Here is a 16,031-nt window from a genome sequence, read left to right on the forward strand (position 1 = left end):
CGTCGACCGGGACTGATCCTGCCCATCGTCACGCCCGCAACCGACCGTAACCAGGGAGCAAACCGTATGAGCCGCCAGGACGTCCTAGTCTCCGCGGACTGGGCCGAAGAGAACCTCGAAACCGCCGGCGTGGTTTTCGTCGAGGTCGACGAGGACACCTCCGCCTACGAGGGCGGGCACATTCCCGGCGCCGTCCGGGTGGACTGGAAGACCGAGCTGCAGGACCCGGTGGTCCGGGACTTCGTGGACAAGGCCGGCTTCGAGAAGCTGCTGTCCGAGAAGGGCATCGGCAACGACGACCAGGTGGTCCTGTACGGCGGCAACAACAACTGGTTCGCCGCCTACGCCTACTGGTACTTCAAGCTGTACGGGCACGACAAGGTGCAGCTGCTGGACGGCGGCCGGAAGAAGTGGGAGCTGGACGGCCGCACCCTGACCAAGGACGTGCCGGCCCGCCAGCAGACCAGCTACTCGGCCAAGGAGCCGGACCTGACCATCCGCGCGTTCCGCCAGGAGGCGATCGACGCGATCGGGGTGAAGAACCTGGTCGACGTGCGGTCCCCGGACGAGTTCTCCGGCAAGATCCTGGCCCCGGCGCACCTGCCGCAGGAGCAGTCGCAGCGCCCCGGCCACATCCCCACGGCGATCAACGTGCCGTGGAGCAAGGCGGCCAACGAGGACGGCACCTTCAAGTCCGACGACGACCTGCGCGAGCTGTACGCGGAGGCCGGCCTCGACGGCTCGAAGCCGACCATCGCCTACTGCCGGATCGGCGAGCGGTCCAGCCACACCTGGTTCGTGCTGCGCGAGCTGTTGGGCCACGGCGACGTGAAGAACTACGACGGTTCGTGGACCGAGTACGGCTCGCTGGTGGGCGCGCCGATCGAGCTGGGGAGTGGTAACTGATGTGCGGAGCACCCGAGCAGACCGCCCAGCTGCCCCCGGGCACCGACCTGTCCAAGGAGACCGTGCTGATCGGTCGCGTGGTCAACGGGTCGGAGCCGGTCGGCGGCGCGTTCGTCCGGCTGCTGGACGGCACCGGTGAGTTCACCGCCGAGGTGGTGTCCTCGGCCACCGGTGACTTCCGGTTCTTCGCCGGCCCGGGCAACTGGACCGTGCGCGCGCTGTCCCGGTCGGGCAACGGCGAGACCAGCGTGACCGCCGAGGGCCCCGGCCTGCACCGCGCCGAGGTCGCGGTCGGCTGAGTCACCCGTAGAGACGAGAGACGGGGCGGTTCCACCTACCGAGTGGAACCGCCCCGTCCTTCTCGTAACGACTGACGGACGGTTTCGCCTACCGAGCGAAACCGTCCCGCCGGCCGTCCGCCGCGGGATGGCGGGCTTATTCACGGCACGCCATGCCGAGTCCCCCTCCGCTGCCGCCGTGCGTCGAATTCTCCGCCGCCGCCGTGGGGACCGGTCCCGAGTAACTCGGTTGTCGGGGTTTTCGGTGCGGCATAGAGTCCGGCGCGGTCGGAGGGGATTCCTGGTGAACGTGTTGATTTCCGGTGCGAGCATCGCCGGTCCGGCGCTGGCCTACTGGCTGCGCCGGTACGGCTTCGGCGTGACCGTGGTGGAGCGGTCCCCGGAGTTGCGGCCGGGCGGGCAGGCGGTGGACCTGCGCGGGGTGGCCAAGAAAGTGGTCCGCCGGATGGGGCTGGACGCCGAGGTGCGCGCGGCGTGCACGGACACCCTGGGCCTGTCCTACGTGACCAAGCGGGGCTGGCGGGTCGCCTCCACCACCGTCGACGAGCACGGCGGGGACGGATTCGTCGCGGAGATCGAGATTCTGCGCGGCGACCTGGCGCGGGTCCTCTACGACGCCACCTCGGACGGGGTGGAGTACCTGTTCGGCGACCGGATCGTGGCCCTGGAGCAGGACGCGGACGGCGTCACCGTGGATTTCGCCGGCGGCGCCCGGCGGCGGTTCGACCTGGTCATCGGGGCGGACGGGCTGCACTCCGGGGTGCGCGCGCTGGCCTTCGGGCCGGAGTCGGACTACCTGCGTCACCTCGGGCTGTACTTCGCCTTCTTCACCGTGCCCAACCGCCCGCGGCTGGACCGCTGGATGCTCGGCTACGACGCGCCCGGCCGGTCCTGCGGGGTACGCAGCATCCACGACAACGCGGACGCCATGGCGTACTTCGCCTTCCGTTCCCCGGAGCTGGACTACGACCCCCGGGACGCCGCCGCGCAGCGCGCGCTGGTCCGGGAGCGGATCACCGGGCTGGGCTGGGAGGCCCCCTGGCTGCTGGACCGGATGGACGAGGCGCCGGACTTCTTCTTCGACTCCATCGCGCAGATCCACCTGCCTGAGTGGTCCAACGGGCGGGTGGCGCTGCTCGGCGACGCCGCGTTCTGCCCGTCTCCGATGTCCGGCCAGGGCACCAGCCTGGCCGTGGTCGGCGCGTATGTGCTGGCCGGCGAGCTGGCCCAGCGGTCGGGTGACCACGCCGGCGCGTTCGCCGAGTACCAGCGGCGGATGGGCGACTGGGTTACCGCCACCCAGAAGATGGGCGCGGCGCACGCGGCCGCCGCCTCGCCGGACAGCCAGTGGGCGATCTTCCGGCAGTACCTGGCCGCGTGGACCGAGCACCACTTCCCCCGGCTGGCCCGGCTCGGCGGCGGGGACGGCGGCGCCGCGCTCGGCGAGCTGGTCAAGGGCATCGAGCTGCCGGACTACGAGCCGGCGCACTGATCTCAGCTCGCGAGTACCCGCTTCACCGCCTCGGCCAGGGGCGCGGTGGGCCGGCCGATCAGTGCGGCCAGGTCACCGGTCTTGGTGGCCAGCTCGCCCCGGTCCACGGCGGCGTCCACGTCGACCAGCAGGTCGGCCACCGGTTCGGGGATGCCGGCGCCGGTGAGCACGCCCAGGTGCTCGGCCGGGGTGAGCCGGCGGTACCCGACCGGGCGGCCGGCCTGCCTGGCCACCTCGGCGGCCAGCTCGGCGAAGCTCCACGCCACGTCCCCGGACAGCTCGTACACCGGCTTCGGCGCCTCGGCGGTGAGGACGGCGGCGGTCGCCTCCGCGTACTCCTCGATCAGCGCCGAAGCCACCCGGGCGTCCGGCCCGGCCGAGCCGACGATCTCGCCGGCGGAGCCGGCGGGCTGGGTCGGGCGCCCAGTTTGGCGCCCGACGGAAACACCGCCGCTCGTGGCGGCGTGGGCCAGTGAGGGGCGGTAGTTCTCCAGGTACCAGCCGTTGCGCAGGAACACGTGCGGCAGGCCCGAGGCCCTGATCGCGGCCTCGGTGGCCTGGTGGTCCTCGGCCAGCCGGGCGCCGGACCGCTCGCCGCCCAGGATGCTGGTGTAGGCGAACAGCTCGACGTCCCCGGCCGCCTCCAGCACCGCGCGGTGCTGCGCCGGCCGCTGCCCGAACGGTCCGGGCGAGGAAATCAGCAGCACCCGGCGGGCGCCGGCCAGCGCGGCGGGCAGGGTTTCCGGGTGGTCGTAGTCGGCCCGCCGCACGGGGACGCCGAGTTCCTGGGCCGCCTCCGGGCGGCGCACCGCCGCGACCACCCGGTCGGCGGGCACGCCGCGCGCGAGCAGCTTCTGGACTACCTGCCGGCCGAGGTTGCCGGTCGCTCCAACAATCACGATCATGCGGTTGACGTTAGGCGCCGACACTAACTCTGCGTAAGTACCCACTTTGAAGTACGGTAATGGTATGTGGGTAAGTGTAGAGGTCAACGGGCACGTGGTGGATGTGTGCGAACCCAACTGCCCGTCCCGGGGCGTGCTGGAGCACGTCACCAGCCGGTGGGGTGTGCTGGTGCTGGCCATCCTGCGGGACGGCGGCACCTACCGGTTCAGCGAGCTGCGCCGCAGGGTCGGCGGGGTGAGCGAGAAGATGCTCGCGCAGACTCTGCAGCGCCTGGAGCGGGACGGCTTCGTCCGCCGGGTCGCGCACCCGGTGATCCCGCCGCACGTCGACTACTCGCTGACCCCGCTCGGTGAGCCGGTCGCCCACCGGATCGCGGAGATCACGCTCTGGATCGAGGAGCACCTCGGGGACGTCTTCGCCGCCCGTGAGGAGTACGACGCTACGCGCGAGACAGCGCCAGCAGGGCGGCGTTGAACGCTGCCACCAGCTCGTCGCCGCTCGGCATGCCTTCCGGGTCCATCAGCCACTGCACCACCAGCCCGTCGCACGCGGCGATCTCGAACGAGGCCAGCGCGGCGGCGTGCGGGTCGCTCAGCGTGGGCAGCTCCTTCTTGATCATTTCGGCCACCTTGACCCGACTGCGCTGGTAGATGGTCGCCAGCTGGGCCTGCAGTGCCGGCTGGTGCCGGGCGAATGCCACCGCCTCGCTGTAGGCCAGGGACAGGCCCCGGTGCCGGGTGCACACCTCGACCATCGCGCCCCAGGAGGCGATCAGCAGGGTCAGCGGGTCGCTGCCGGCCGGCGCGGCGTCGAGCGCGGCGTCCCGCACCTGCACCGCCCATTCGTCGAACAGTTCGGTCATCGCGGCGACCAGCAGCGCGTCCTTGGACCCGAAGTGGTAGCCGATGGAGGCCAGGTTGGTGCCCGAGGCGGCGACCAGGTCGCGCGCGGTGGTGCGCGCGTAGCCCCGCTCCTCCAGGCAGCGGCGCGCGCCGGCGAGCAGGTCTTCGCGGTGTCCCATGGCGGGAGCTTACCGAATGAATCTAGACGCGCGTATTAAACAGATGTATGATGTTGATCATGAGTAGCGCGACTGTCCTCAGCCCGAGCGTGGTCGACGGCCTGCCGCCCGGCCCGAAGCTGCCCAAGCTGTTGTCCTCGGCGCTGGTCTGGACCGCGCCGCAGCGCATCGAGCGCTGGGCTCACCGCCGGTACGGCAGCATGTTCACGCTCTACGCGGCGCCGTCCGGCTGGATGGTGTTCATCACCGAGCGGGAGCACCTGAAGCAGGTGTTCGGCGGGGACCCGAAGGTCTACCACGCCGGCGAGGCCAACTCGATCATGCGCGGCGTGCTCGGGGACAGCTCCGTGCTGCTGCTGGACGAGGAAACCCACCGCGACCGGCGCCGGCTGATGATGCCGCCGTTCCACCGGGACGCGGTGCGCCGGCAGATGGACGTGATGGCGGAGATCACCGCCGAGAACGTGGCGCGCTGGCCGGTCGGCCGGCCCTTCCCGGTGGCCCCGCTGATGTCCGAGATCACCCTCGAGGTCATCCTGCGCACGGTGATCGGCGCCGACGACCCGACGCGGTTGGCGGCGCTGCGCGCCGCGCTGCCCAAGGTGATGGACATGAACCTCCTCGGCGTGACCGCGATGCTCTACCCGGAGCTGCAGCGCTACCGGCCGTGGCACGGCGTGCGCCGGGACCGGGCCGAGGCCGACCGGCTGCTCTACCAGGAGATCGCCGATCGCCGGGCCGACCCTCGGCTGGCGGAACGCACCGACGTGCTGGCCATGCTGGTCGCCGCCGCTGACGAGAACGGCCGGGGGATGACCGACCGGGAGCTGCGCGACCAGCTGATCACCCTGCTCGGCGCCGGGCACGAGACCACGGCCACCGGCCTGAGTTGGACCTTCGAGCGCCTCATCCGGCACCCCGACCTGCTGCGCCGGGCGGTGGAGGCCGCCCAGGCCGACGACGGCTCCGGGGACGAGTTCCTGGACGCGGTGGTGAAGGAGTCGCTGCGGGTCCGCCCGGTGGTTTACGAGGTGGGCCGCACGCTGACCGAGCCGGTGGAGCTGGGCGGATACCGGTTGCCCGCCGGCACGGTGGTCCTGCCCAGCATCGGCCTGCCGCACGTGGACCCGGGCCGCTACACCGACCCGGAGCGGTTCGACCCGGACCGGATGCTCGGCGGCACGCCCGGGCCAACCACCTGGCTGCCCTTCGGCGGCGGGGGGCGGCGTTGCCTGGGTGCGACGTTCGCGCTGATCGAGATGCGGGTGGTGATCCGGGAGATCCTGCGCCGGGTGCGCCTGGACACCACCACCGCGCCGGGCGAACGGCAGGTCACCAAACACGTCACGCTGGTCCCGCACAAGGGCGCGCGTATTCGCGTCTCTACCGTGACCAGCGCACCGGCAGGCGCTTGACGCCGCGCTGGAAGTTGGACCGCAGCAGCGCGGGCTCGCCGGCCGGCTCCAGCCATGACGTGCGGGTGACCAGCTCGCGGAACAGAGCGCGCAGCTGGGTGCGCGCGGCCATCGCGCCGAGGCAGAAGTGCGGGCCGTGCCCGAACACCAGGTGCCGGCCCGGCTCCCGGTGGATGTCGAACCGGTCCGGGTCTGCGAACACGGTCTCGTCCCGGTTCGCGGACAGGAACGAGACGACCACCTTGTCGCCGGCCTCGATCCGCACCCCGGCCAGCTCGGTGCTTGCGGTGGCGGTGCGGCGGAACACCATCACCGGCGTCCACCAGCGCAGCATCTCCTCCACCGCGCGGTCCACCAGATCGTCCGGGTTCGCCCTCAGCGCGCGTTGCTGGTCGGGATGGCGCAGCAGCGCGATCATGCCGCCCGGGATGCCGTTGCGCAGGGTCTCGTTGCCGGCCACCGCGAACAGCCAGAACAGGTTCTCGAACTCCTCGGTGGAGATCGTCTCGTCGCGGGCGGCCAGCAGGATGGACATGATGTCGCCGCCGGGCCGGCTGCGCTTGTGCTCGGCCAGCAGGTGCGCGTACGCGTACAGGTCGGGCATGCCGGCGCGGCCGCGCGGGTCGGGCATCCTTCCGTTCGGGTCCGGTTCCGGGCGCAGCGCGAGGGCGCTCCTGGCGAGCTCGGTGCCCTTCGTCGGATCGAAGGCCGCGCTGGTCGCGTAGTCCTCGTCCTGCCAGCCGATGACCCGGTTCGACCAGTCGAACAGCAGCCAGCGGTCCTGCCCGGGCACGCCGAGAACCTCGGCCAGGGTGTACAGCGGCAGGTCGGCGGCCACGTCCTTGGCGAAGTCGCAGGGGTTGGCGCCTTTGATCATCCGGTCCACCAGGTTCCGGGCGTGCTCCTCGATCCGGCTGGTCAGCGCGGCCACCGCGCGCGGCGTGAACGACTTGGCCACCAGCCTCCGCAGCCGCGCGTGCTCCGGCGGGTCCATGTTCAGCATCATCCGGCGCACGTACTCGAGGTCCTCACCGGTCAGCGGGTCACGGATCTGGGTGCCGCCGAACGCGGAGGAGAACGTCGCCGGGTCCTTCAGCACCCGTTCCACGTCCGCATGCCGCAGCACCAACCAGTACCCCGGCCCGTCCGGCTCGTCCACCCAGACCACCCCGCGCTCGCGGCGCAGCCGGGCCAGCTCGGCCAGTGGCGGCCCCTGCACGTAGGTGGCCGGATCGTGTATCCGCGCCGTCGCGCCGGCGGCGTCGCTGACCGTCATCCAGTCAGGTTAAGGGCCGTCCCGGGAACCGGCGACCACGCTATGGCTCTGCGTGGAAATAAGCGACGGGGGGCGGGGTCAGCCGGCGATTCGGGTGAGGCGGGCGGAGAGGTGCGGCTGCAGGGGTTGCCCTTCCATGGCGCGTTCGTCGACGTAGGCGAGGTCGCGGGTGTCGCCGGTGTCGGTGCCGTTGGCGCTGCCCTCGCCGGGAACGATGCCGTAGAGCCGCTGCGCCGCGTTCACCTCCTTGGCCGTGGTGGTGCGGGCCACCACGTCGGTGACCAGCTCCCAGGAGACCAGGGAACGCGGCTTGCCGTGGTAGATCTCCACGATCCCGGTGTGGTGCGCGATCAGCACCTCGATGGAGTCGTCCTCCTGCGGGCGCCACCAGCCGGTCTCGCGGGCGGCCGGGCGCACCACAGTGCTGTTCGGGCCGGGCGGCCCGCTGAGCAGCCAGGACTGCGCGGAGTAGCTCAGGAACGGCCGGCCGTCATGGGCGAAGATGATCCGCTGGCCGAAGTGCAGCGGGCCGTCGATCGTCGGGTACACGACCTCGCCGGCGCCCTGCCACACCCCGATCAGCGGCAACAACGGCGTGCACAGCGGGTGCAGGTCCGGCCCCTCGCGCAGGTTCGCGGTGTCCGGCGGGACCGGTATTGCCGGGTCGGTGAGGCTCGGGATGTTGCGCCTGGCCGAGTCGGACAGCCTTGGCTGCTCGGTGCTCATGAGCCCAGGCTCCGGTACAGCGCGACCGAGCACGCCCAGAGCATCGCGGCGGCGCCGGCCAGCAGCACGCCGGTGAAGAACCAAGTCACGGCAACGCAGCGTAGTCGCCTTGGCCGGCACATCCCCGGCACCCCGCCCGGCGCGCCATCCTTCGGTGCCGCGCGGCGCATAAGGTTCGGGTGTGCGGCGACCCAAATTCTTGCGCGCCCGGGCGGTGACCGTGTTGCGGCCGGGGGCGCTGTGCCTGGTTACCGACCTCGGCCGGCCGGGCTACGCCGAGTTGGGCGTCCCCCGGTCCGGGGCGTTGGACCAGGCCGCGTTGCGCCTGGCCAACCGGTTGGTGGGCAACCCGGAGGGGCACGCCGGCCTGGAGGTCTTGCTCGGCGGACTGCGGCTGCGCGCCGAGGCGGGCTGCACGATCGCGGTGACCGGTGCGCCGGTCGAGGTGTTCGTGACCCGCCGCGAGGGTGACCGGGTCGCGGTCGGCGCGCATCGGGCCGTCTATCTCGGCCCCGGTGACGAGCTGGAGATCGACCGGCCGGCCGCCGGCCTGCGCAACTACCTGGCCTGCTCGGGTGGCCTCGATTTGCCCGCCGTGCTGGGCAGCCGCAGCGGCGACCTGCTGTCCGGGTTGGGGCCGCCGCCGGTGCGGGCGGACGAGCGGTTGGCCCTGGGAACGCCTTCGCCGACGCCGGCGTGTGGCGAACCGGTGCCGGTGTCGGTTCCCCCGGCGCGGCTGGCGCTGCCCATCCTGCTCGGTCCGAGGGACGACTGGTTCGACGAACCCGCCGACGCGCTGCGCGCACGCACCTGGACGGTCGACGCGGCGAGCAACCGGGTGGGCGTGCGGCTGACCGGCGAACCACTGCGCCGCACCGCCGCGCGCGAGGGCGCCGAGTTGCCCAGCGAGCCGATGCTGCCCGGTTCGGTGCAGGTCCCGCCGAGCGGCGAGCCGGTCATCTTCCTCGCCGACGGCCCGACCACCGGCGGCTACCCGGTGATCGGCGTGCTCGCCGCGTGCGACCTGCCCGCGCTGGCCCAGGCCCGGCCCGGCACCCCGGTGACCCTGATCCCCCGGCTCTGACCGCCCATAGGGCGGGCGCGCTCAGCGGGGTTGACGCGGGAACGGGCTCGGGGCGTGTTCGGCCAGCAGGCTGACCAGCTCTCCCTCGCCGAAGCCGACCAGGCGAGCCACCTGCGCCGGAGTGAGGCCGGCGCTGCGCAGCCGGCGGGCCGCGTCGGCCAGCTGGCGCCGTTGCGCGACCACGGTGCGGTGCAGGCGGTCCAGCTCCTGCTGCACAAGGTCCAGGTCGTCGACCGCGTGCAGTGCGCGGTCCGGGTCGGCTAACAGGACCTGCAGCAGGCGGTCGCGGGCGTCCGGGTGGTGGATCGCGGCGACGTCCGGGAACGGTGTGGCCGGGGCTGGCGCCGAGACGCCGGCCGGGGCCGCACCGGTAGCTTCGGCGGTCGGGCCGGGTCGGGCGGGCGCCAGGCTTTCGGGGTCCGCGTCCGGGTCCTGGGCGGCTTGCCCGTCTTCGGATGACCGTCCGGCGAAGCGCGCGGCGGCCGCCGCGCCGCCGACGAGCGCCGCCGCACCCGCCACGGCAACCGGCGCGGAGAAGGGGCGCTGGCCGCTCCCGTCGGACTCCTCGGCCGCCTCGGCGTCGCCCGATGTCCCGGTGTCGCCAGATGTGCTGGTGTCTCCGTCCGTGCCGTCCGTGCCGTCCGTGCCGTCCGTGCCGTCCGTGCCGTCCGTGCCGTCCGTGCCGGCGGGCGTGCCGGCTTCGCCGGCCCCACGACCGGCGCTCCCACCGGCGGCGAGGTCTAGCGCCTCGGTGGTGGCGTCACCGGTTGCTCCAGCGGACGTGAGCCCGGCGGCCTCAGTGCCCGTGGGCGCGGAAAAACCGGTAGCCGCCGGATCGGATTCCCCGGCCGCTTCGGCGGCCAAAGGCGCGGCGACCCCGGCCGCTTCGGCGGCCAAAGGCGCGGCGACCCCGGCCGCTTCGGTGGTCGCGGAATCGACATCATCGGTAGCCGCGGTGTTGGCGGCTTGGGGCTGGCCGGCCGCGTTGGTTTGGACTTCGCCGGCCGTTGTCGCCTCGGCCTCACCGGTTGCGTTCGCCTCGGCGTCGCCGGCCGCGTCCGCGTAGGCCTCACCGGCCGCGTTCGTGTCGGCCTCATCGGTTGCGCCTGCATCGGCCGCGTCGGCTTCGCCGGTTGTGCTCGAGCCGGCCCTGGCGAGTCCGGCGGCGGCGACTCCGGCTATCCCGGCGGCTGCCGCGTACTTGGCGGGTCCGCCGGTGTCGTCGGCCGAGTCGGTCCGGTGGGCGCCGGCGGGCGGCGGGTCCTTCGCGGCGACGCGTTGCGGGACGGTTGTGCCGTCCAGGTCGGAGGGGGTGGTTCCGTCGGTCTGGGCCGGTTGCTCGGCCGGTACCCAGGAGGACTTTTCGGGGTCCTTGGTGCCGTTGCCCGCCGGCGCGCCGCCCACACGGCCGATGGAAGGGCCGGAAGGAGCACCGGACACCTGCCCGGCCAGTTCGGCGGGGGACAGGTACCTGGTCGGGATCGGCTCGGTGGGTGCGTGCATGGGCTGGGCACGGGACCGGGGTCGCGGGGTCACCGGGCTCGGCGTCTTGGCCGGAACCGGGGGCCGAGGAGCGGTGGGCGGCGGACCCGGATTGCGTTCACGCAGCGCCGCCTGGGTGCGCGCGCGGCGGCGCGCTCTGGCCCTACTGCGCCGGACGAGCACCATCACCAGGATCAACAGCAGTAGCGCAACGAGGGCCCCGGCGCCGACGGCCGTCTGCATCGGGGTGAACGGCAACCTCATGGCTACGTACCGTACGTGGCCTACCTGGCGTTAGTCGGTTTCGACACCCGATCGGTCACGCCATGCCACCACCGTATGACCCGCGACCGCCGTCCGACTCCTCCGACCAGAAGCCGTTGTCCCGGTTGGCGAGGCCGTTGCGCGGCTGCGGGCCCTGCACCGGTGGCGCGCCGGCCGAGGCGCCGGGGCGGGGACGCGGGGTGGGTGTCGGGCGCGGCTTGGGGCTCGGCACGTTCGGCCGGGCCGACGGCGCGCCGGATCCCTGCCCGCCGGCCGAGCCCTGCCCGCCGCCGGAGGCCTCGCCGGCCGGGCGGGATTCGGAGCTGGGTCGCGCGTCACCTCCGGCGCGCCCCTCGGTGCCGGACCGTCCCTCCGACTCCGACCGACCGTCCGCGCTGGAACGTGCGTCCGACCCGGAACGACCATCGGTGCCGGAACGTGCGTCAGGCCCGGAACGTCCGTCGGCACCGGAGCGTCCGTCGGTGCCGGAACGACCATCGGTGCCGGAACGTGCGTCAGGTCCGGAGCGTCCGTCGGCGCCGGAGCGGCCTTCGGTGCCCGACGCCGGGGCGTCACCCGATGTGGGCCGAGGGGTCGGGCTGGGCCGGACCGCCGGGGTGGGGCCGGTGCTGCTGGCGGAACGGGCAACCGGGGTGGGGCCGGTGCCGCTGGTGGAACGCGCAATCGGCGTCGGGCCGCTGGTCGGCCGGGAAATCGGAGTGGGGCCGGTGCCCGTGCTGGGCCGGGGGCGGGGTGACGGGGTGGACTCCGGCTCGGCGCGCGGCTCGGGCCGGGGCTTGGGGGTCGGCGTGGGCTTGCGGCCGCTTTCCGGGGTCGGGATGGGGCCGGAGCGGGTAGTGGGTGCGTCGGTGCCGCGCTGGGCCGGCGGGGGCACCTGGGCGGCGGCCGGCTTGGGTCCGCCCCGCTCGGCCGGCTTGGGTCCGCCTCGCTCGGCCGGTTTCGCCCCGCCCCGGTCGGTGCCGAGCCCGCCGCCGATTCCGCCCCGACTGTCGGGACGCTCCGGGGTGCGGGGATGCACGTCCCTGGGCTGCGCCCTGGCCACCGGCTTCAGCCCGATGGACTGCTCCGAACGGCGGGCGCCCATCGGGATGCCCTCCGGCGGGGTGTCGCTGGCCTCGTCGTCACGCGCCTGGATGAGCAGGCCGTCCAACTGGTGGCGGACCCTGGTCAGGTTGCCCAGCACGTTCTCCCGGCGGCGGACCAGGTCGGAAAGGCGGGCGCGGGCCGCCTCCTCCTCGGCGCGGGCGAAGTTGCGCGCCTTGGCGCGGATCTCCTCCGCCTCCTCCTCGGCCACTTGCAGGATCGACTGCAGCCGGCCGGTGAAGGCGCCGATCCGCTCCTCGGGCTGCTCGTTGCCGCCGGAAGCCGGCTCGAACAAGCTGGTGGTGGCCCCGCCGCGCGCCGTTTCCAGTTCCTTGCGCTGCCGGGCGATGGTGCGCTCCAGCCCGGCGATGTGCTCGTCCACCTGGCGTCGGTCGTACCCGCGCACCACGACGTCGAAATGCGGCGGTGCCGCCTCTCCGTCCGGCTGCCGCCGGCTGTCTGCGTGGTCCGCGGTCATCGGTCACCCCCGATAGGTGGCGTACTGGCCACCGTTCACTCTACGGCGTGAGTCGGCTTGCCCACGTTCGGGGGAGCGGAGGCCGCCGTTCGCCCCGTCAAGGTGACCGCGCTTGCCCGCAGGTCAGGACTACCATCGCAGTGGTGAAGACGCAGGAGACGCTGCGGCGCGCACTGCACGAGCGAGGGCTCCGGATGACCCCGCAGCGACAGCTGGTGCTGGACGCGGTGCGCGAGCTGGAACACGCAACGCCGGAACAGATCTGCGCGCGGGTGCAGGTCCAGGCGCCGGCGGTGAACATCACCACGGTGTACCGCACGCTGGACCTGCTGGAACGGCTCGGCGTGGTCCGGCACACGCACCTCGGCCACGGCGCGCCGAACTACTCCGTGCGCGAACACCAGCACGTACACCTGGTCTGCCACGACTGCGGCGACGTCGCCGAGGTGCCCACCGAGCTGCTGGACGACCTGGCCGGCAGCTTGCGTGACCGGTTCGGGTTCCGGCTGGACGCCACGCACGTGGCGCTCTCCGGCGCCTGTACCGCCTGCGCCGCCGCGCGCCGCACCGAGGGTCGGACCCTGGAGGAAGCAGATTCATGAACCCATTGCTAACTGTGCCCGGCGCGGTCGCCGACGAGGGCCGCGACGAGGGGGTCGCCGCGCACTACGGGGACCCGCTAGCCGAGCAGCGCGCGGCCGACCGGTCCGCCGCCGTGGTCGACCGGTCCAACCGCCAGCTGCTCGCGGTCACCGGCCCCGAGCGGCTTTCCTGGCTGCACTCGCTGCTCACCCAGCACGTCACCGAGCTGGCCGAGGGCGCCGGCACCGAGGCGCTGGTGCTGGACATGAACGGCCGGGTGGAACACCACGCGGTGCTCGCGCACGTCGGCGACACGGTCTGGCTGGACGTGGAGCCGGGGACCGCCGAGGCCCTGCGCGACTACCTGGTGAAGATGCAGTTCTGGTCCGAGGTCGAGGTGCGCGACGCGACCGGCGAGCTGGCCCAGCTGGCGGTTGTCGGCCCGGACGCCGCCCGCGTGCTCACCACATCCGGGGTCCCGGTGCCCGAAGGGGCGTACGCGGTGGCCGCGCTGCCCGGCGGCACCGGCTTCGTCCGGCACATGCCTACCCGGGGCGGGGTGGACCTGTTCGTGCCCCGTCCGGAGCTGGCCGAGTGGTGGCGGAAGCTGCGCGACGCCGGCGCCGCCCAGGCCGGCGCGATGGCCTTCGAGGCGCTCCGGGTGGCCGCCCGCAGCCCCCGGCTGGGCGTGGACACCGACGAGCGGACGATCCCGCACGAGGTCGGCTGGATCGACACCGCCGTGCACCTGACCAAGGGCTGCTACCGGGGGCAGGAAACGGTGGCCCGGGTGGCCAACGTGGGCCGTCCGCCGCGCCGGTTGGTGCTGCTGCACACCTCCTCCGGGGACGACGAGCCGCTGGCCCCCGGCGACCCGGTTCTGCTCGACGGCAAGGAGATCGGCCGGGTGGGCACCGCCGTGCTGCACCACGAGCTGGGCGGAGTGGCGTTGGCGCTGGTCAAGCGCAGTATTCCGGTGGAGGCGGAGCTGGTCGCCGGGGACGCGGAACGCGCCACGCCGGTGCGGATCGACCCGGACTCGATGCCACCCGGCGAGGACGTCGAGCCGGCCGGCCGGGCCGCCCAGCAGCGCCTCCGTTCACTGCGCATGGCCTGATTGCCAAAGTCACCCGCAACAGGGGAGTGCCACGTCGCACGAACCGGGTCCCTCAGGGTACGGTAGGAGGCAGGACACTTAACGAGATGAACGGGGCCGCCGATTTCCCCCGGCCGCCCCGTCCCTGCTGTGAGGGGGGTCGAGCCATGGGGCGCGGCCGTGCAAAGGCCAAGCAGACGAAGAAGGCCCGAGAGCTCAAGTACAGCTCGCCAGGCCTCGACGCGGACGCCTTGCAACGCGAGCTCGCCGGTTACTCCTCCTTCCCGGAGTCGGAGAACGGCGACCACGAAGAAGAGGACGAGTACGAGGACTACCGTCGCCGCTGAGCGGTTGCGGTAGGCCCGTTCGTTTCGGTCGGCCAGCAGGCCTCCACCACCTCGCGCCAGCGGTGTGACAGTCGTGCGCGCGTTCGGTCGAGCCCGGTGGTCATCGGCATGGGGCCGCCACTCGCGTGTGTGCGGGTGGCGGCCCAGTATCTGTTCGAGCGGTGCTGGTTCAAAGACCGGCTTGGACGGCGCGGCGTGGTGCGCTGCCGCTCGGGTGGCGCCTCCTGCGTTCGGCGTGGGGCGGGTGGTGATCGCTGTTCGTGGCGGTTCAGCGTCGAAATTCGACGCTAATCCGCCACAGACCGCGATCATGACCAGGGAGCGAAACGTAAAGAGGCGCTACCCGTGAACCTGACCACCCAGGTCAGAACCTGGGGTGCTCGCCGCGCAGCAGCACGCGGGGGCCGTCCGAGTCGGAGGCCACGTCGCGGGCCCGGTGGATGTCACCGAGCACCCAGGCCGGCACGTGCCGTGCGGTGAGTACGGCCAGTGCGCGCTCCACGTCGTCCGGGGCCAGCACGGCGACCATGCCGACGCCCATGTTGAACGTCTGCTCCATCTCCGCCCGCTCCACCCGGCCGCGCGCGGCGATCAGGTTGAACACGGGCGCCGGCGTCCAACTGCCCCGGTCGCACACCGCGACCAGGCCCCTGGGCAGCACCCGGCCCAGGTTGCGGGCCAGCCCGCCGCCGGTGATGTGCGCGAACGTGCGGATCTCGGTCTCAGCGGCCAGCGCGAGGCAGTCCGGTGCGTAGATCCGGGTGGGCTCGAGCAGCTCCTCGCCGAGGGTGCGGCCGAACTCCTCCACCTGCCCGTCCAGCGGCAGCCGGGCCAGGTCCAGCAGCACGTGCCGGGCCAGCGAGTAGCCGTTGGAGTGCAGCCCGGAGGAGCCCAATCCGACCACCACGTCGCCCGGCCGGACCAGGTCCGGGCCGAGCATGGCGTCCGCCTCGACCACGCCCACCCCGGACGCGGAGAGGTCGTAGTGGCCGGCCTGCATCAGGCCGGGGTGCTCGGCGGTCTCGCCGCCGAGCAGCGCGCAGCCGGAGCGCCGGCAACCCTCCGCGATGCCCTTCACGATCGCCGCCACCTGGCGCGGCACCAGGGTGCCGCAGGCGATGTAGTCCTGCAGGAACAGCGGCTCGGCGCCGCACACCACCAGGTCGTCCACCACCATCGCGACCAAGTCGAGGCCGATGGTGTCGTGCCGGTCCAGTGCCTGCGCGATGGCCACCTTGGTGCCCACGCCGTCGGTGGAGGCGGCCAGCACCGGTTCGGTGTACTTGCCGATCTTCAGCTTGAACAGGCCGGCGAACCCGCCGATGCCCCCGATCACCTCGGGCCGGGTGGCCTTCTCGGTCCACGGCCGGAACGCCTCCACCGCGCGTTCCCCGGCCTCGATGTCCACTCCGGCGGCGGCGTAGCTGGCCGGCTGCGGCGTCGAGGTGCCGTTGCCGGTGTCGTCGCTCTGGCTGGCGGGGGGCGTTAAGGGCATGACGGAGGGGCTCCGGTTTGTTCAGGGCGGGCTGGGCGGGTTAAGCGGGCCGTGGGGC

General features: G+C 72.9%; 16 protein-coding genes. 9 read left to right on the plus strand and 7 right to left on the minus strand.

All coding sequences use genetic code 11. The features are described from left to right. Nucleotides 1-66: 66 nt before the first annotated feature. The 3 genes from ABEB12_RS33085 (at nt 67) to ABEB12_RS33095 (ending at nt 2,697) form a co-directional block, all read left to right on the plus strand. On the plus strand, nt 67-906 hold the full coding sequence (locus ABEB12_RS33085) for a rhodanese-like domain-containing protein (protein WP_185063586.1): 840 nt from the start codon (nt 67-69) through the stop codon (nt 904-906). Then, nucleotides 906-1,205, plus strand: coding sequence for a DUF1416 domain-containing protein (locus ABEB12_RS33090; protein WP_185063587.1), 300 nt, complete (start codon nt 906-908; stop codon nt 1,203-1,205). Before ABEB12_RS33085 ends, ABEB12_RS33090 begins: the two co-directional genes overlap by 1 nt. A 283-nt stretch (nt 1,206-1,488) precedes the next feature. Then, the gene (locus ABEB12_RS33095) at nt 1,489-2,697 is read left to right on the plus strand and encodes an FAD-dependent monooxygenase (RefSeq protein WP_345703345.1); all 1,209 of its coding nucleotides are present in this window, start codon (nt 1,489-1,491) and stop codon (nt 2,695-2,697) included. 2 nt (nt 2,698-2,699) lie between these two features. Here the strand turns inward: ABEB12_RS33095 and ABEB12_RS33100 are convergent, their stop codons facing one another. Continuing rightward, a complete protein-coding gene (locus tag ABEB12_RS33100) occupies nt 2,700-3,602 on the minus strand; it encodes an NAD(P)H-binding protein (protein ID WP_185063589.1) in 903 nt (300 codons plus the stop codon). Nucleotides 3,603-3,666: 64 nt separating this feature from the next. On the opposite strand from ABEB12_RS33100, the gene ABEB12_RS33105 reads away from it, so the two are divergent. Beyond that, complete coding sequence (locus ABEB12_RS33105; RefSeq protein ID WP_185063590.1) at nt 3,667-4,077, plus strand: winged helix-turn-helix transcriptional regulator; 411 nt, start codon at nt 3,667-3,669, stop codon at nt 4,075-4,077. On the opposite strand, the gene ABEB12_RS33110 is transcribed toward ABEB12_RS33105, so the two are convergent. After that, the gene (locus ABEB12_RS33110) at nt 4,043-4,624 is read right to left on the minus strand and encodes a TetR family transcriptional regulator (protein ID WP_185063591.1); all 582 of its coding nucleotides are present in this window, start codon (nt 4,622-4,624) and stop codon (nt 4,043-4,045) included. The two genes, ABEB12_RS33105 and ABEB12_RS33110, sit on opposite strands and share 35 nt — an antisense overlap. 59 nt (nt 4,625-4,683) lie before the next feature. On the opposite strand from ABEB12_RS33110, the gene ABEB12_RS33115 reads away from it, so the two are divergent. Next, the gene (locus ABEB12_RS33115; protein WP_185063592.1) at nt 4,684-6,039 is read left to right on the plus strand and encodes a cytochrome P450; all 1,356 of its coding nucleotides are present in this window, start codon (nt 4,684-4,686) and stop codon (nt 6,037-6,039) included. On the opposite strand, the gene ABEB12_RS33120 is transcribed toward ABEB12_RS33115, so the two are convergent. Both ABEB12_RS33120 and ABEB12_RS33125 read right to left on the minus strand, forming a co-directional pair. Then, nucleotides 6,008-7,315: a cytochrome P450 gene (locus tag ABEB12_RS33120; RefSeq protein WP_185063593.1), complete on the minus strand. Its 1,308-nt coding sequence runs from the start codon at nt 7,313-7,315 to the stop codon at nt 6,008-6,010. The two genes, ABEB12_RS33115 and ABEB12_RS33120, sit on opposite strands and share 32 nt — an antisense overlap. Nucleotides 7,316-7,393: 78 nt before the next feature. Continuing rightward, complete coding sequence (locus ABEB12_RS33125; protein WP_185063594.1) at nt 7,394-8,041, minus strand: heme-binding beta-barrel domain-containing protein; 648 nt, start codon at nt 8,039-8,041, stop codon at nt 7,394-7,396. A gap of 181 nt (nt 8,042-8,222) precedes the next feature. On the opposite strand from ABEB12_RS33125, the gene ABEB12_RS33130 reads away from it, so the two are divergent. Beyond that, nucleotides 8,223-9,125 (plus strand): 5-oxoprolinase subunit C family protein, encoded by a 903-nt coding sequence (locus ABEB12_RS33130; RefSeq protein WP_345703346.1) that lies wholly within the window; start codon nt 8,223-8,225, stop codon nt 9,123-9,125. Between the two features lie 21 nt (nt 9,126-9,146). On the opposite strand, the gene ABEB12_RS33135 is transcribed toward ABEB12_RS33130, so the two are convergent. After that, nucleotides 9,147-10,871, minus strand: a complete 1,725-nt coding sequence (locus tag ABEB12_RS33135; RefSeq protein WP_185063595.1) for a hypothetical protein — start codon at nt 10,869-10,871, stop codon at nt 9,147-9,149. A 55-nt stretch (nt 10,872-10,926) separates the two neighbouring features. After that, nucleotides 10,927-12,453 (minus strand): collagen-like domain-containing protein, encoded by a 1,527-nt coding sequence (locus tag ABEB12_RS33140; protein WP_345703347.1) that lies wholly within the window; start codon nt 12,451-12,453, stop codon nt 10,927-10,929. 143 nt (nt 12,454-12,596) lie between these two features. Here ABEB12_RS33140 and ABEB12_RS33145 point away from each other — a divergent pair, with 143 nt between their 5' ends. The 3 genes from ABEB12_RS33145 to ABEB12_RS33155 all read left to right on the plus strand — a co-directional run bounded on the left by ABEB12_RS33145 (nt 12,597) and on the right by ABEB12_RS33155 (nt 14,478). After that, nucleotides 12,597-13,055 (plus strand): Fur family transcriptional regulator, encoded by a 459-nt coding sequence (locus ABEB12_RS33145; RefSeq protein ID WP_345703348.1) that lies wholly within the window; start codon nt 12,597-12,599, stop codon nt 13,053-13,055. Then, complete coding sequence (gene ygfZ / locus ABEB12_RS33150; RefSeq protein WP_185063596.1) at nt 13,052-14,152, plus strand: CAF17-like 4Fe-4S cluster assembly/insertion protein YgfZ; 1,101 nt, start codon at nt 13,052-13,054, stop codon at nt 14,150-14,152. The genes ABEB12_RS33145 and ygfZ overlap by 4 nt, the downstream gene beginning before the upstream one ends. A 146-nt stretch (nt 14,153-14,298) precedes the next feature. Continuing rightward, entirely contained in the window at nt 14,299-14,478 is a 180-nt protein-coding gene (locus ABEB12_RS33155; RefSeq protein WP_185063597.1) for a DUF3073 family protein, read from the plus strand. Between the two features lie 364 nt (nt 14,479-14,842). On the opposite strand, the gene purM is transcribed toward ABEB12_RS33155, so the two are convergent. Further along, nucleotides 14,843-15,973 carry a phosphoribosylformylglycinamidine cyclo-ligase gene (purM, locus tag ABEB12_RS33160; protein ID WP_185063598.1) on the minus strand — a complete coding sequence of 377 codons (1,131 nt, stop codon included), beginning with the start codon at nt 15,971-15,973 and terminating at the stop codon, nt 14,843-14,845. Nucleotides 15,974-16,031 lie beyond the last annotated feature (58 nt).

It is taken from the genome of Actinospineispora eucalypti (assembly GCF_039543365.1).
Taxonomy (GTDB): Bacteria; Actinomycetota; Actinomycetes; order Mycobacteriales; family Pseudonocardiaceae; genus Pseudonocardia; species Pseudonocardia eucalypti.

Excerpts from the sequence above, each read along its gene's own strand:
- ABEB12_RS33085 (WP_185063586.1), top strand. The coding sequence starts at position 67 with ATGAGCCGCCAGGACGTCCTAGTCTCCGCGGACTGGGCCGAAGAGAAC.
- ABEB12_RS33090 (WP_185063587.1), top strand. The coding sequence starts at position 906 with ATGTGCGGAGCACCCGAGCAGACCGCCCAGCTGCCCCCGGGCACCGAC.
- ABEB12_RS33100 (WP_185063589.1), bottom strand. The coding sequence starts at position 3,602 with ATGATCGTGATTGTTGGAGCGACCGGCAACCTCGGCCGGCAGGTAGTC.
- ABEB12_RS33105 (WP_185063590.1), top strand. The coding sequence starts at position 3,667 with ATGTGGGTAAGTGTAGAGGTCAACGGGCACGTGGTGGATGTGTGCGAA.
- ABEB12_RS33110 (WP_185063591.1), bottom strand. The coding sequence starts at position 4,624 with ATGGGACACCGCGAAGACCTGCTCGCCGGCGCGCGCCGCTGCCTGGAG.
- ABEB12_RS33115 (WP_185063592.1), top strand. The coding sequence starts at position 4,684 with ATGAGTAGCGCGACTGTCCTCAGCCCGAGCGTGGTCGACGGCCTGCCG.
- ABEB12_RS33120 (WP_185063593.1), bottom strand. The coding sequence starts at position 7,315 with ATGACGGTCAGCGACGCCGCCGGCGCGACGGCGCGGATACACGATCCG.
- ABEB12_RS33125 (WP_185063594.1), bottom strand. The coding sequence starts at position 8,041 with ATGAGCACCGAGCAGCCAAGGCTGTCCGACTCGGCCAGGCGCAACATC.
- ABEB12_RS33135 (WP_185063595.1), bottom strand. The coding sequence starts at position 10,871 with ATGAGGTTGCCGTTCACCCCGATGCAGACGGCCGTCGGCGCCGGGGCC.
- ABEB12_RS33140 (WP_345703347.1), bottom strand. The coding sequence starts at position 12,453 with ATGACCGCGGACCACGCAGACAGCCGGCGGCAGCCGGACGGAGAGGCG.
- ygfZ (WP_185063596.1), top strand. The coding sequence starts at position 13,052 with ATGAACCCATTGCTAACTGTGCCCGGCGCGGTCGCCGACGAGGGCCGC.
- ABEB12_RS33155 (WP_185063597.1), top strand. The coding sequence starts at position 14,299 with ATGGGGCGCGGCCGTGCAAAGGCCAAGCAGACGAAGAAGGCCCGAGAG.
- purM (WP_185063598.1), bottom strand. The coding sequence starts at position 15,973 with ATGCCCTTAACGCCCCCCGCCAGCCAGAGCGACGACACCGGCAACGGC.